11 protein-coding genes and 1 pseudogene are annotated in these 14,409 nt (G+C 70.5%); 9 read left to right on the forward strand and 3 right to left on the reverse strand.

Going from position 1 to position 14,409, the window contains the following annotated elements; all coding sequences use genetic code 11:
- Nucleotides 1-14: 14 nt before the first annotated feature.
- The gene (locus SD460_RS44370; protein WP_290051576.1) at nucleotides 15-257 is read right to left on the reverse strand and encodes a hypothetical protein; all 243 of its coding nucleotides are present in this window, start codon (nucleotides 255-257) and stop codon (nucleotides 15-17) included.
- A gap of 146 nt (nucleotides 258-403) precedes the next feature.
- Here SD460_RS44370 and SD460_RS44375 point away from each other — a divergent pair, with 146 nt between their 5' ends.
- The 4 genes and pseudogenes from SD460_RS44375 (at nucleotide 404) to SD460_RS44390 (ending at nucleotide 5,720) form a co-directional block, all read left to right on the forward strand.
- Complete coding sequence (locus SD460_RS44375; protein ID WP_290051578.1) at nucleotides 404-2,386, forward strand: WD40 repeat domain-containing serine/threonine protein kinase; 1,983 nt, start codon at nucleotides 404-406, stop codon at nucleotides 2,384-2,386.
- Nucleotides 2,387-2,559: 173 nt separating this feature from the next.
- The gene (locus SD460_RS44380) at nucleotides 2,560-3,684 is read left to right on the forward strand and encodes a nucleotide disphospho-sugar-binding domain-containing protein (protein ID WP_290051580.1); all 1,125 of its coding nucleotides are present in this window, start codon (nucleotides 2,560-2,562) and stop codon (nucleotides 3,682-3,684) included.
- A 66-nt stretch (nucleotides 3,685-3,750) separates the two neighbouring features.
- A pseudogene (locus tag SD460_RS44385) lies at nucleotides 3,751-4,823 on the forward strand (IS1380 family transposase); the annotation flags it as partial.
- 291 nt (nucleotides 4,824-5,114) lie between these two features.
- Nucleotides 5,115-5,720 (forward strand): RNA polymerase sigma factor, encoded by a 606-nt coding sequence (locus SD460_RS44390; protein WP_290051581.1) that lies wholly within the window; start codon nucleotides 5,115-5,117, stop codon nucleotides 5,718-5,720.
- On the opposite strand, the gene SD460_RS44395 is transcribed toward SD460_RS44390, so the two are convergent.
- Complete coding sequence (locus SD460_RS44395; protein ID WP_290051582.1) at nucleotides 5,717-7,042, reverse strand: cation:proton antiporter; 1,326 nt, start codon at nucleotides 7,040-7,042, stop codon at nucleotides 5,717-5,719. The two genes, SD460_RS44390 and SD460_RS44395, sit on opposite strands and share 4 nt — an antisense overlap.
- A 193-nt stretch (nucleotides 7,043-7,235) precedes the next feature.
- A complete protein-coding gene (locus tag SD460_RS44400; RefSeq protein WP_290051584.1) occupies nucleotides 7,236-8,144 on the reverse strand; it encodes a 2OG-Fe(II) oxygenase family protein in 909 nt (302 codons plus the stop codon).
- Nucleotides 8,145-8,298: 154 nt separating this feature from the next.
- Between SD460_RS44400 and SD460_RS44405 the strand changes: the two genes are divergently transcribed.
- The 5 genes from SD460_RS44405 (at nucleotide 8,299) to SD460_RS44425 (ending at nucleotide 14,398) form a co-directional block, all read left to right on the forward strand.
- Nucleotides 8,299-9,561, forward strand: a complete 1,263-nt coding sequence (locus SD460_RS44405; protein WP_290051585.1) for an ATP-grasp domain-containing protein — start codon at nucleotides 8,299-8,301, stop codon at nucleotides 9,559-9,561.
- Nucleotides 9,562-9,628: 67 nt separating this feature from the next.
- Entirely contained in the window at nucleotides 9,629-10,840 is a 1,212-nt protein-coding gene (locus SD460_RS44410) for an MFS transporter (protein WP_290051586.1), read from the forward strand.
- A complete protein-coding gene (gene sbnB / locus SD460_RS44415) occupies nucleotides 10,841-11,842 on the forward strand; it encodes a 2,3-diaminopropionate biosynthesis protein SbnB (protein WP_290051588.1) in 1,002 nt (333 codons plus the stop codon).
- Nucleotides 11,839-13,620 carry an FAD/NAD(P)-binding protein gene (locus SD460_RS44420; protein WP_290051590.1) on the forward strand — a complete coding sequence of 594 codons (1,782 nt, stop codon included), beginning with the start codon at nucleotides 11,839-11,841 and terminating at the stop codon, nucleotides 13,618-13,620. Before sbnB ends, SD460_RS44420 begins: the two co-directional genes overlap by 4 nt.
- Nucleotides 13,613-14,398 carry a sulfotransferase-like domain-containing protein gene (locus SD460_RS44425; protein WP_290051591.1) on the forward strand — a complete coding sequence of 262 codons (786 nt, stop codon included), beginning with the start codon at nucleotides 13,613-13,615 and terminating at the stop codon, nucleotides 14,396-14,398. Before SD460_RS44420 ends, SD460_RS44425 begins: the two co-directional genes overlap by 8 nt.
- Nucleotides 14,399-14,409: the final 11 nt, after the last annotated feature.

Genomic DNA, 14,409 nt, shown 5'->3' on the forward strand with positions numbered 1-14,409 from the left:
CACCCGGCGGCGGGTCACTCCACCGGCCACGAGCCAGACTGGTGTCGCGTCGACGACTTCATCACGCGGTCGTCGACGTGCTCGGTTGCGCGGCCGTCGGCGGTGATGGTCAGCGAGCGAGTATGCCCGCCCCACTCCCCGGCGAACGTGCCGAGAGTCGCCACAGGCTCGGGCCGGGTGATCGTCAAGGGAAGGTCGAAGGCGCCGGCCGTGATCGATCGGACCGCCCCCTCCAGCCCGGCGAAGCCTTCACCCAAGTCCGGCCCGGCCTGCGCGCCGCGAGACCGGCAGGTGACCAGTTCCTGCCAACGACTCCACCAGCCACCGCCGATGTGCCAAGGTCGGCGTGATCACGGCTTCTGGAGGACACCATCGACCACCGCGCCGCCCGGTCGGGCAGCTAGTGCGCACCATCGGGCCATACCGGATCCTCGGCGAGCTGGGCAGTGGCGGCATGGGCCGGGTCGTGCTCGGCAGCGGGCCCGACGGCAGGCTTGTGGCGCTCAAGCTCGTGCACCGGCACCTCGCCGAAGACGCGGGCTTCCGCGCCCGGTTCCGCGAAGAAGTCCGTGCTTCGCAAGCAGTGTCCGGTGCCTACACCGCGGCTGTGGTCGACGCCGATCCCGATGCCGAGACCCCGTGGCTGGCTTCCGTTCACATCCCGGGGCCGTCGCTGGACGAGACCCTCGTCGCGCTCGGCGGGCTGCCCGAAGCCGCAGTGCTGCGGCTGGCCGCCGGGCTCGCCAGCGCTCTGCGCCAGATCCATCGCGCCGGCCTCGTGCACCGAGACCTCAAGCCGTCCAACGTGCTCCTCACCGACGACGGGCCGCGTGTCATCGACTTCGGCATCGCCCGCGCCACCGACGACCGGCCCGGCATCACCCGGTCGGGCTGGCTGATCGGCTCGCCCGCGTTCATGTCGCCGGAACAGGCGCGCAGCGAACCGGCGACGCAGGCCGGGGACATCTTCTCCTTCGGCGCCGTGCTCGTCGCCGCTTGGACCGGCGCCAGCCCGTTCGCCGGTGGGAACACGTTGCAGACCCTGAACAATGTTGTCCTGGCCGACCCCGACCTCAGCCCGCTGCCACCGTCGATCCGGGAGATCGTCCGGCCGTGCCTGGCCGCCACCCCCGGCAAGCGGCCCACCGCGGCGGAAGTCCTCGAGTCGATCGGCCCGCAGGCACCCTCACCGCGCCCGTGGCCGCCCGAGGTGGAAGAGCTCATCCGGCAACGGCACGCCGTCGTCGCGAGGCTGGCCGGCGGAACTCCGGACGCGACGACCCGCGTTGCGCCGCCCGCACCGACCAGGCAGGCCACCACCGTTTTCGCCCCGCCCCGGCGGCGCCTGGTCGCCGCGGCGATCGTCGTCGTGCTCGCCGTCGGCGGCGTCACGGCCTGGAGGCTCTGGCCACAGACAACGCCCTCGCCGACACCTCCGCCGGCCCCACCCCAGCTCGTCCTGGCCGGGACCGTCGCGGGGACCGAGCGGGCGCGCTGGGGACAGTTCAGCCCGGACGGCCGGGTGCTCGCGGTCGAGAACACCGACGGGACCCTGCAGCTTCGGGACGTGCGCACCGGCCGTCAGATCGGCCAGCTCCTCGGCCCATTCGGCGAGAACGGGCCGGGTGACTTCACCTTCACCGCTGACAGTCGCACCCTCGTCACCACGAAGATCGACGGCGATCACGCGGTCGTGCAGCAGTGGGACGTGGCGACCGGCAGTCCGGCGGCCCCGCTGCTCGACGCCGGCCGGGTCGACACCCGGATCCTGTACCCGACGCTCAGTCCCGACGGACGCACCCTCGCCGTGGCCGACGACGACACCGACTACAAGTCGGGCGTCTACTTCTGGGACATCCCCGGCCGCCGCCAAACCTGGTTCGTCGACACCTCGCCCAACGTCGAGCAGGTCGCCTTCAGCGAGGACGGCCACACCCTGGCCATCCGGGACTGGGCCGCCGACAGCGCCTCCGCCCCACTCACCCTGTGGGACGCCACCACCCGGCAGCAACACGGGTCCGCCATCACGCTGCAGAAAGACGACACGTACCGCTGGGTTTCCTTCGCCCCGGGTGGCCGATACCTGGTCACAGTCGACGGAACGGCGGAAACCACCTACATCCGGCTCTGGGACCCGGTCACCCACAACCAGACCCGCACCCCGTTCACGATCCCGCCGGCCGCGGACAACCAAGCGCAGCTCAGCCCGGACGCCAAGCAGCTGGTCACATTGTCCGACGCCAAGCTCACGCTCACCGACACGGCCGACGACCACGTGATCGCCACTCTCGCCGGTGTTCACTGGGCGAGGTTCAGCCCGGACGGACGGACCATCGCCACTTTGGGGACGGACGGCCCCGTCCGCCTCTGGCACCCACCCGCCTGACCGGCGGACCAGCCCGGGGTTTTCACGGCGGTGCGGGTCTGACGGCGTGCCGTGAAAGGAGAATGGTGCTCTGAGCGATGATACGGCTTGTCGAAGGTCGTATCGCTCGTAGTTTGAGGAGCACCGTTCCGTCACGTTCGACAACATCGCCGATCGCGTGTTAAGTGGGAATCGTGCGCGCACTCTTCGCGACCTCCCCCGGTCTTGGCCATGTGTTCCCGACGATCTCCCTGGCACATGCGCTGCGTGCCGCCGGCCACGAGGTGCTGGTGGCGACCGCGGGCGGCAAGGAGGCCGCGAACGCCGGCCTGCACGTCGTGGACACCGCGCCGGGTGTCGACATCGGCGCGGTGTTCCAGCAGGCGGCCAGCGAGCAATCCGAGGAGTTCGACTACAGCACGGACGTCGACACCGAGAAGGGGTTGGAGTTCGTCGGCGCGATCTTCGCCAAATTGTCCGGCGTGTCGGTGGACCTGGCCGTGTCGGCGGCCGAATCGTGGCGGCCGGACGTGGTCGTGTACTCGTCGATGGAGGGCACCGGGCCACTGGTCGCCGCGAAGCTCGGCGTGCCTGCCGTGTCGCACGGCTTCGGGTTCGCCGACGAGGCGTCGATGACCGAGGTGATCTTCAAGAAGATGGTCGAGGAACGCGAACGGCATGGCGTGCAAGGGTTTCCCGAGGTGCGCGAGTCGATCGACGTGGCGCCGCCGAGCATGGTCGACCGGCCGGTGCGCGGCTGGCCGATGCGGTACGTGCCGTACAACGGTGGCGGCGTGCTGCCCGAGTGGGTGCTCGAACGGCCCGCGCGCCCGCGCGTCGCGGTGACACTCGGCACAGTGCTGACCCAGGTCGGCGCGCTCACGTCGTTGACCAAACTCGTCGACGTGGCACGGCATCTGGACGTCGAGTTCGTACTCGCCCTCGGCGACGCGGACCCGTCGCCACTGGGAGAACTGCCGGACAACGTGCGGGCGGCCGGGTGGGTGCCGCTGTCCGCGCTGCTGCCGACCTGCGCGGCGCTGGTGCACCACGGCGGAGCCGGCTCGACGCTGACCGCGATCGACGCCGGAGTCACGCAGCTGGTGCTGCCGCACGGCGCCGACCAGTACGTGAACGCGGACGCCGTGGCGCGGCGCGGGCTCGGTCTGCGTTCGGAGCCGGATCAGGTGGACGCGGAGCTGATCGACCGCCTGCTCACCGACCCGGGGCTGGGCCGGGCCGCCTCCGAGGTGGCCGACGAGATCGCGACGCTGCCGAGGCCCGCCGACCTCGTGCCGAAAATCGCCGGCCTCGCCTGACTTTGCCAGGGGTGCACACCGTGGCGTGCACTAACCCGCCGCATCCATGACGGTTTGGTGTGACGGGTGTCGAATGCGGGCGCGAGGCTGCTGGTGGCGACGATGGCCAGGGTCGGGCTTGATCGTGCGTTGTCGGCGGCACTGGGCCGGTGGTGTCGGCCGACCGCGATCCACGACCCGGGGAAGATCGTCGGTGCTCTGGCGATCGCGGTGGCCGGGGCGGCGATTGCCTGGCCGACATCGCGACCGTGCGGGCGGAGCCGGCGGTGTTCGGCCTGGTTGCCTCGGATCCGACGGTGTCGCGGCTGATTGATAGGGCGCTGGCCGCGATCGCCGCCGCCCGTGCGAGGGCACGTGCCGGGGCGTGGAAGCTGGCTGGTGCGCACGCCCCGGACCGTGACATCAGTGGCGATCATCCGGTGATCGTCGATGTGGACGCGACGTTGGTGACCGCGCATTCGGACAAGGAGAAGGCGGCGCCGACGTTCAAGCGGGGCTACGGCTTCCACCCGCTGTGCGCGTTTGTCGATCACGGTGCCGAGGGCACCGGGGAACCCCTATCCAACCTGCTGCGACCGGGTAACGCCGGCTCGAACACGACGGCAGATCACATCAGCGTGGCGCGGGATGCGTTGCGGCAATTGCCGTTCACCGGCAAGGGCGGCCGGATCGGCCGCAAGGTGCTGATCCGCGCCGACTCCGGTGGCGGCACCCACGAGTTCGTGGATTGGCTGCACGCACGGAAACTGGGCTACTCGCTCGGGTTCCCCCTGCCCGATGACGCGGTGCAGCGCATCGCCCAGATCCCCGACCAGGCGTGGACCCCGGCCTACGACGACGAGCGCACACCCCGCGACGGCGCTTGGGTGGCCGAGGCCACCGGCGTGCTGGACCTCGCCGGCCGGCCATCCGGCATGCGGGTCATCGTGCGCAAGGAACGGCCGCATCCCGGCGCGCAACTGCGGTTCACCGACGCCGACGGCAACCGCCTGACCGCGTTCGCCACCAACACCGGCCGCGGCCAACTGGCCGACCTCGAACTACGGCACCGCCGCCGCGCCCGCGCCGAGGACCGTATCCGCGCCGCCAAAGCCACCGGACTATCGAACCTGCCCCTGCACGGATTCGCCCACAACCAACCTGGCCCTCACCGCCCACCAGCGCCCGACCACCCTGCCCGCACCGACCTGACCAGCCCGAAACCGTCCCTACCGACAAGCACCACCACCGGACACGTCGAACTCGGCGACACCCCAGTCGACAGAGGGGCAAAACCCGCCTACCCCGGACACAAAAAAGAGGTCACCGAGCCGCCAACGCCGCGGCGCGCGGGCGAGGCCCTCACCCGCGCGACCACGCGCCTGTTGACGAGCTGCGGTGTTGACGCATTGTCGACCGACTGTCGACGGTTTCGTCGATAGTCCTAACGTATGGATGAGCTGCAACTACCGCCGGGGATCGGTCCGAGCCAGGAATCAGCCGTCAGCGTCGAGCCGCTCCGCGCGGCTGGTGCCGGGGATACCGGGGCGTGGGAAGAGATCGTACGGAGATACGGCGGCCTTCTCTGGGCCACCGCGCGTTCCTTCCGGCTGCAACCGGCCGATGCCGGTGACGCGGTACAGCTGACCTGGCTGAGATTGATCGAGCACCACAGCCACATCGAAAACCCCGAACGGCTGGGAGGCTGGCTGAAGACGACGGCTCGACGGGAATGCCTGCGCATCTCGCGGCGTACCGCGCGTCTTCCGGACAGCGTCGAAGACCTCGGCGATTCCGCCGATCCGGCGAGCGGCGTCGACGAGCGGGTGATCGATTCGGACAACGCGCAGGCGATCCGGTCCCTCGTCGAGGAACTGCCGCCGCGCTGGCGCAGCCTCGTCAACGCGCTCTACATCGACGTCCCGCGGTCCTACTCGGAAATCACCGAAGACCTCGGTATTCCCACCGGAAGCATCGGTCCGACACGTACGCGTGCCCTGCGGCAGCTCCGGCGCATGATCGAGGAGCGTGGGCTCGATCTGGCCATGGTTTCCTAAGCGGTGCCGCCCCTTTCGACGGCCGGCTCGAGCTTGAGCCGTCGGAGCAGCGGCCCGGTCATGATGGTCGTCACCAGGGTCATCGCCACGAACGCCGCGAACAGGTCCGGTCCGATGATGCCCAGAGACAACCCCGCGGAAACGACCACGAGCTCGGTCAGGCCCCGGCAGTTGACCATGACGCCGAGGCCCGCGGACTCCCGCCAGTTCAGTCCGGTCAGCCGGGCGACCAGTGTCGTCGCGCCCAGTTTGCTGGTCGTGGCCACGCCGATCACCAGTGCGGCCAGGAGGAGATCCCGCGGATTCCGCAGGAAAGCGACCTGCAGGCTGAATCCGATCACCGCGAAGAACAGGGGAAGCACGACGGTGACCCCGCGTCCGATGGTGCGCCCGAGGCGGTGAGCCACCGCGTTGTCCCGCGGCATGGCCAGGCCGACCATGAACGCCCCGAAGATCACGTGAACACCGATCCAGTCGGTGATGTAGGCACCGGACACGGCGCTGAGCAGGACGATCGCGGTCACGCACCGGCGCAGTGCGGTGTTTTTCCCGGCCAGCGCAAGGATGCGGCGGAATGCCGGGCGGAGAACGATCAAGGTCACCGCGGCGAACGCGATGAGCAACGCGGCGGTCGGGATGGCCGCGGCGGCCGAGTCGCCGCGGGCCGTCGCGACGACGACGACCAGCAGGCACCACGAGACGGCGTCGCCGGTGCCGGCGGTGGCCAGGCCGAGCGTGCCGATCCTCGTTCTGATCAGATCGCGTTCGGCGAGGATCCGGACCAGGACCGGGAACGCGGTGACGCTCATCGAAGTACCGATGAACAGCACGAACGGCACGAGGGTCACTCCGGCCGGCCGATACGTCCCGGCCAAGCCCGCGCCGAGCAGGAGCCCGCAGGCGAGCGGCACGCCCACCATGCCCGCCGCCAGCGCGGTCACCCGGCGGCCCGATCCGCGCAGGAGTTCCACGGGCAGGTCCGCGCCGAGCAGGAACACGAAGCAGACGATCGCCAGCTGGGCGACCAGGCTGAGGTGCGGGACCAGGTCCGCCGGGAACAACGTGCGCTGCAGCTTCGGTGCGAACTGGCCGAGCAACGCGGGACCGAGGAAGATTCCCGCCGCCATCTCACCGACGACGCGTGGCTGGCGGCAGCGGGCCGCGACCCAGCCACCCAGGCGGCCTGCGCCGACGATCACCGCGATCGCGACGAGGAATCCGGCGACGCGGAACCAGCCCCCGTCCGCGAGCTTTCCCAGTTTCCCGACCTGGGGAACGGCGTGCACCAGGCCGAGTGCGATCAGCGCCGAGATCACGACCACGGCGGCGAAAGTGCGTAGTGGCGCACCGCGCCGCGGCGGACCTGATGGTTCTCTCCGGAGCGCCTCGCGGGATTCGGCTGCCTTCATCGATCGTTCGACTCCTGGGTGCGGAATGACGGCGAGGGGGCCGGAAATCGGTTCCACCGATCCAGCCGGACGGTGCACCGGCTGGATCGGCAGACGACTCCGGCACCTATTTCAGTGCGCGGTAGTCCTGTCCGGCGAAGAGCGGGCTTTCCGAAAGGAGTTCGCCGTCTTCCTCGGCGACCTCCAGGTGGAAGGTGGTCGGCCCGGCATAGGAGAATCGCCTTCTGGGCACTTCGAGGTCGTGGGCCCGGGTCTTGTCGTAGGTGCTCTCGCCGGAGAAGAAGCGCATGACGAACGCCATCCGGCTGTCGAGGGGGCCGTCCTCCAGCAGGACGCTCCGGTGGATGACGTTCTTGTCGAAGATCAGGGCGTCGCCGATCTCGAAGTCGTCTTCCACGGAGAAGTGGTCCAGCAGCCGCTTCATCGCCGGATCGTTCAGCGGGCCGTCCCTGAGCTGGACGAACTCTTCGAGCGTGATGTCGGCGTCGGCATCCACGTGTTCCTTCAGGAGGCGGAACGAAGCCGGATCGACGTCGGCGTACATGAAGCTGCCGGAGATCACGTTCTTCGGGACGTAGGCCATGCCTCCTCGCTGGCCGCTCGAGTCGATCGGCGCCAGTGGCGCCCAGATGGTGCAGCCGTAGTCGTCGGCGTGCTGGTAGCCGAAGCTCTGGGTCCCGATGTGCCAGGGAAAGCCCTTGTCCTTCAGCTTCCGCAGCTCGAAGGACAGCGCCTGCGCGAAGAACATGCCGCACCCGGTCAGGCGGTGCATCGCAGCCCTGAACTCCTCGCACCTCAGCAGGGAGATCAGCGTTTCGTCCCCGTCGTACATGTCGAACGCCAGCCGGTTGAACCCGCTTTGGTACTTGTCGGTCGGGCGCTCGAGGATGTTCCCCATGGTGCGCTGCAGGTAGTCCGTGAAGTCTTCGCTGTAGAACCCCCTCAGCAGGGTGAAGCCCTTCTCCCTGAATTCCCGAACCTGGGTTTCCTCCAGGTGAAATCGCTTGTCGAGCACTCTGCGTCTCCCATCGCGAGGCCTTTCGAACGCACTCGTCACCACCAAGAGGAATCCGGCCGTCTCGCCTGATACCCGGTGGGCCGGGTATCAGCCGAGGCGGCCGGCGTCCTCTTGCAGAAGGAGCACGGGACCATCCGAGGGGACACGACGTATGAGCATCTTGATCCTGCACACGTCGAACGCCAGCCGGCGCAGGCATCTGGCCCGCGCGGCCGCGTACGCGAAGCAGCACGGCGAACGACTGATCCTGATCATGGAGAACCCGGGCTGGGAGAGGGAATTCGCCGACCGCGTGGTCGCCGCCGACACTTCGGACATCGCCACGATCGTCGCCGCCGCACGTGCACTCGCCGAAGACGAGCAGGAGGCCCTCCGCGGCGTGGTGACGTTCGTGGAACACAGCGTGCCGGCCGCGGCCGCGGTGGCCGCGGCCCTCGGGTTGCCGTTCGTCAGCGAGCGGACCGCGCGAGTCGCGCGGGACAAGTACGCGATGCGCCGGGCGTTCGCGGCCTGGGGCGTGCCCCAGCCGGCGTTCGGCCTGGCCGCCACCCTGGACGAGGCCAGGACCACGGCGCGGCGCATCGGCTTCCCGCTCGTGATGAAGCCGTTGATCGGCGGCGGGAGCATGTACGTGCGCCGGGTCGACGACGTCGCCGAGCTGGCCGAGCACTTCGAACCGATCAAGCAGGGGGCGTGGGACGCCTTCGGCTACGACCCGCTCCACGAATCGGCACTCGCGGAGTACCGGGGCGCCATCCTGCTGGAGGCCTACCAGCACGGCTCCGAGTTCAGCGTCGAGTCCCTCGTCGTCGGCGGCGAGACGCACGTGGTCGCCATCCACGACAAGCCGCTTCCGATGAACGGCCCGTACTTCGAAGAAGTCTGCTACACCACGCCGAGCCGGCTGCCCGCCGAGGTCGAGGACCGGGTCCGGGAGATCACCGCCCTCGCGCACCGGGCCCTGGACATCCGCATGGGCGCCACGCACACCGAATTCCGCATCCAGGACGGCGCGGAGCCGATGATCCTCGAGACGGGCGCCCGGCTGGGTGGCGGCCCGGTCTACCAGTCGCTGCTGCTGAGCACCGGCGTGGACATGGTGGCGGGCGTGCTGGATCTGGCGCGGGGCGAGCAGCCGGACCTCACCCCGCGGCCGGAGCCGACCCCGACCGGCTTCTACCTGTTCTTCGCGGAGAAAGCCGGGCGGATCAAGGCCATCCACGGTGTGGACGAGACGACCGGCGATCCCTGCGTGCGCGAGCTCGCCTTGTACCGCTCCGTCGGCGACGTGGTCGACGTCCCGCCGGACGCCGGGCAGGCACACGGTCACGTCGTCTTCACGGCGGACACGGTGTCCGGCCTCGGCGACGTGTTCGACCGGCTCGTCAAGACGATCCGGCTCGAGATCGCCTGACCCCAGACCTCGGACGGCCCCGGCGATCCCGTGGGCCGCCCGAGCCCGCGCCGGGAAGGGACGGTCCATGCGCACGCGTTCGACGAAGCGGTTCATCGGCGTCACCAGGGTCGTCACGAGCCTGGGTTACTACCTCACGATCCCGTTGCTGGGCGTGGTCGCGCTCCGCGCGGGGGCGATGAGCCCGTTCGAGGTGGGCACCCTCGTGGCCGTGCACGCGGTCTTCCGGCGCTGCCTGGCCCTGCCCGTCGGGGTGATCTGCGACCGGCACGGGGCCGAGCGCGTGCTGGTGCTCGGCTTGCTGGCCGAGGCCGGCGGCTACGCGCTGCTGGCGTCCTCGATCACGTTCCCGGTCTGGCTGGCCGCCTTGGTCGTCGACGGGGCCGGCGGGGCCGCGTACAACTCCGCCGGCCGGGTCGTCCTCGCCCAGGTGTCGAGGGACGACGGCAGCAGCGCCCGTTCCTTCGCCGGCTTCTACGTCGCGACACAGCTCGGTGCGCTGATCGGGCCGCTGGCCGCCGGTGTCGTCAGCACCGGTGGCTCGCCTCGCCTGGTGCTCGTCCTGTCGGCGGTGGCCTACTCCGGCGCGGCGGCCGGGGCGCTCCTCCGGTACCGCACGGTCGACCGGACTCCGCCCACCCGCCGCCCGAACACCTTGTGGACCGCGTTCGCCGAACCACTGCGCGACAAGCTTTTCCTGGGACACTGCGCGCTGACGGTCCCGATGTGGTTCGGCGTCTCCCTGTTCGTCTCGGCGGTGCCGCTGGAGGCCGAACACCGCAGGCTGCAGTACTTCGACGTCGGGGTGATCAACTCGTTGAACGCCCTGGTGGTCGTCGCGCTCGGCCAGGTGGCGGGCCGGCTGACGGAAGGCTGGCCGATGTCCCGGCGGTGGGTCCTGCTGGGCGCCGGGTCGCTGGCGATGGCAGCCGGCTGCCTGCTCTGCTTGCCGATGGGCACGCCCTGGTTCTACGCCGGAATGCTGGTGGTCACGCTGGGCGAGCTCGCGCTGATCGTGGCGGCCGACGTCGTCGCGTCCGAGCTGGCTCCCGACGGCGCGACCGGCGTCTACTTGGGCTACATGACCATGTCCTGGGGCTTCGGCGCGGTAGTGGCGGGCCTGTTGTCCGGCCTGCTGCTGGACGGCTCGAGCACCGGCCGGACGTGGTTCTGGCCGCTGGGCGCGATGCTGCTGCTGGCCGGCGCGACGGGGCTCGTCACCGTCGGGCGCACGCGATCGCGGGCTCGATGCAGCACATCCGAGCGAGGAGGCCGGTAGGTGTCTCAGTTCTTCGTCGTACCCGGTGCCGCGGCCGACAAGGTCCTGCGCACGTCCCGGGCCAGGGTCTCGGAGCTCGTGCGCGCCACGTACCTGCTGCACGAGGCAGGCGGCAGCGTCAACCCGGACAGCTGCTTCCTCCGCTTCCCGGAAAAGCCCGGCTCCAGGGTGATCGCGCTGCCCGGCTACCTCGGCGGCTGCGTGGACAAGATCGGCCTGAAGTGGATCGCCGGCTTCCCAGGCAACGTCTCCGCGGGCAAGCCGCGCGCGTCGGCCGTACTGCTGCTCAACGACTACGCGACCGGCTACCCGCTCGCCTGCCTCGAGGCCGCGGGCATCAGCGCCGCGCGCACCGCCGCCTCGGCGGCGCTGGCGGCCACGCTGATGAAGCCGGCCGCGCCCCGGACGGTCTCCTTCGTCGGGGCCGGCGTGATCGCCCGGACCATCGCCGGCTACCTCGTGACCGCGGTCCCGGAACTCGAAGAGGCGATCGTCCACGACCTCGTGGCGGAAAGCGGCGCGCATCTCGTCCGGTACGCGGAGGAGGAACATTCCCTGGCCGCCAGGTTCACCGGCGCACTCGACGAGGCACTGGACGCCGACATCGTCGTTTTCGCCACCACCGCCTCCACTCCGTATGTGACGGCGGCCCGGGAATTCCGGCCCGGACAACTGGTACTCAACATTTCGCTGCGAGACATCGCGCCGGAAGTCCTGCTGCGTTCGAACAACGTTCTCGACGACATCGACCACTGCCTCAAAGCCGGCACTTCACCCCATCTGGCGGAACGTCTTTCCGGTGGCCGGGAGTTCGTCGACGGCACCATCGGCGGCGTGGTGCGCGGCGAAGTCGGGCTGGACCCCGGCAAAGCCACGATATTTTCCCCGTTCGGGCTCGGCGTACTCGACATAGCGGTCGGCGCGTTCGTGCTGGAGAGGGCCAGGGAAGCCGGCACGGCCATCGCGGTGGAGAACTTCATCGGCGAGGAGGCCCGCTGGTGACCGCGTTCGCGCTGATCGGCTGCGGACCGCGCGGGATGAACGTGCTCGAGCGATTCGTCTTCCACGCGCACCGGGACCCGCACCGGCGGCCGGTCGTCCTGCACGTCGTCGATCCCGGCCCGGCGGGCCCCGGCATCCACGCGGCGAGCCCGGACCACCACCTGCTCAACACGATCGCGTCCCAGCTGACCACGTTCGTCGACGAGGAGATGATCGAGAGCGGCGGCGTCCGGGGACCTTCGCTGTACGAATGGGCGCTGCGGCGCGGTGTCCGGGTCACCTCGAACACCGGTGAGGTGCGGGCGGTCCGGCCGGCCGACCACCTGCCGCGCAGGCTGCTCGGCGAGTACCTGGCCTGGGCGTTCGGCCGGCTGCTCGAGGTCTGCCCACCCTGGCTGGAGATCCGGCCGCACGCGGGCGCCGCGACCGCGGTGCACCCCCTGCCGGACGGACGCGAGCAGGTCGCGATCGAAGGCGGCACCACCGTCGACGTCGACGCGGTGCTGCTGTGCGTCGGCCACACCGGCACGCCGGCGCCACCGGCCCCTGATCCGGCCGCGCCGGATTTCGCCTGGGTCGGAAACCCGTACCCGGCGGGCGCACTGGCGAGGATCGGCGCGACCGACGTGGTCGGCGTGCTCGGCGGCGGGCTGACCGCGATGGACGTGATCGCCGAGCTCACTGTCGGGCGCGGCGGCCGCTACGCCCGGAGCGGGGACGGGCTGCGCTACCTGCCCGGCGGGACCGAGCCGAAGATCGTGCTCGTGACGCGCACCGGCCTGCCGTCCCGCGCCCGTCCGCGGCCCTACCGGTCCGGTCAGATCGCGCCGCGGCACCTGACGGCGACGGCGTTGCGGGAAATCCGCGCCGGGAAGACCGACGGCAGGCTGGACTTCCGCCAGGACGTGCTCCCGCTGGTGCGGGCCGAAATGCGGCACCGGATCGGCTCGATGGTGCCCGACCCCCGCGATGCGCGCCGCGTCACCCGACGGGTCCTCGCGGCGTGGGACGGTGCCGTGCCCGTCGAGGCACTGCGCTGCGCGGACTCCTACCACGAGTGGTTCGTGCGGCAGGTGGAGCGGGATCTCGCCGAGGCCCACCTCGGGCTCGACGGGAGTCCGCTCAAGGCCGCGTTCGAGGTCCACCGCGATCTGCGCCAGGTGCTGCGCCGGGCCGTCGACGGTCGCGGAATGGACCGGGAATCGCGAGCGGAGTTTTTCGGCACCTTCGCCGCGGCCGTCAACCGCAACGTCATCGGGCCGCAGCTCGAACGCAACGAGGAACTCGTCGCGCTGGTCCGCGCGGGCTTGCTGAGCCCTGGTTTCGGCCCGGCGAGCAGGCTGACCTGGTCGGACGGCCGCTGGCTGCTCGAGTCCACCACACTCGCGGAACCCGGCTCGGCCGTGCTCGACCGGGTGGTGTGCGGGTACTTCCCGCCACCGTCGATCAGCGCTTCGGCGAACCCCGTGCTGCGCCGGCTGCACGCGGCGGGCAGGGTGCGGCCGGTCGTCTGCGGTGGCACCGAGCTGGGTGCCGAGGTCGACGGCGACGGGTACGCGGTCGACGTGCGCGGGACCGTGCAGCCGACCCTCGCCGTTCTCGGCCCGCTGGCGGAGGGCTCCAGCTACTACAACCACTACGTGACTTCTCCCGGTGCCCGATCCCGCGCGACGGCCGACGCGGACCGGGTCGTCCGAGCGGCCTTGGCGGGGTCCGACCGCCGAGCCGACGCACCGGAATCGCGCACCAAGCCTGCCGGAGGAGGCACGAATGACTGATCCGCAGCACACCTACCTGGTGGTCGGTCCGCCCCGCAGCGCGTCGACCGCGCTGTCGCGGGTCATCTGGAACCACCCCGGCGTGCGCTACTACTCGCACGAGCCGTACGAGTCGGCCTACTTCAAGGGACTCGGCACCACCGAGGCGGATGCGGCGATGCGGCACCCCATCGACCTCTCCGCCGTGGTGGGCGCCAAGGCCGGAACCGGCCTGCTGGTCAAGGAAATCAGCTTCCAGCTGGGCGAGCGGCTACCGCACTTGCTCACGCGGACCGCGCACCCCGTGGTGTTCCTGCTGCGCGACCCGCGGCTGGCGATCGATTCCCGCCGCCGGGTCAGGGAACGGCAGGGCCGGCCTCTCGACTTCCCGCTGGCGGAGACCGGCTGGCAGGCGCTCGTCGAGCAGATCGGCTATTGCCAGGCCAACGACATCCCGCATCTCGTGCTGGACAGCTTCGACTTCCGGGTGACGCCCGCGCCGATCTTCGAGCGGATGTTCGCCGCGTGGGGGCTCGCGTTCGACGAGTCGCAGCTGAGCTGGGAGCCGCGGCCCCGGCTGGAGCTGAGCAACTACCGCGTCGGGGGCGTCGACCACTTCTTCACCAGGGTGCTGAACAGCACGGGCCTCGAGTTGCCGGTCGAGGTCCCCTTGCCGGTGGCGGACTTCCCGGAGACGGGCGGGTTGCGCGACCACGTGCGCTGGGCGCTGGAGCAGTACGAGCGCCTGCGCCAGGGGCGGCAGTTCGTCCCCACCGGCGCCGGTAGCGCCCGCACCTGACCGGACCCAGG

Origin of the sequence: Amycolatopsis solani (assembly GCF_033441515.1) — a bacterium.
GTDB lineage: Bacteria > Actinomycetota > Actinomycetes > Mycobacteriales > Pseudonocardiaceae > Amycolatopsis > Amycolatopsis solani.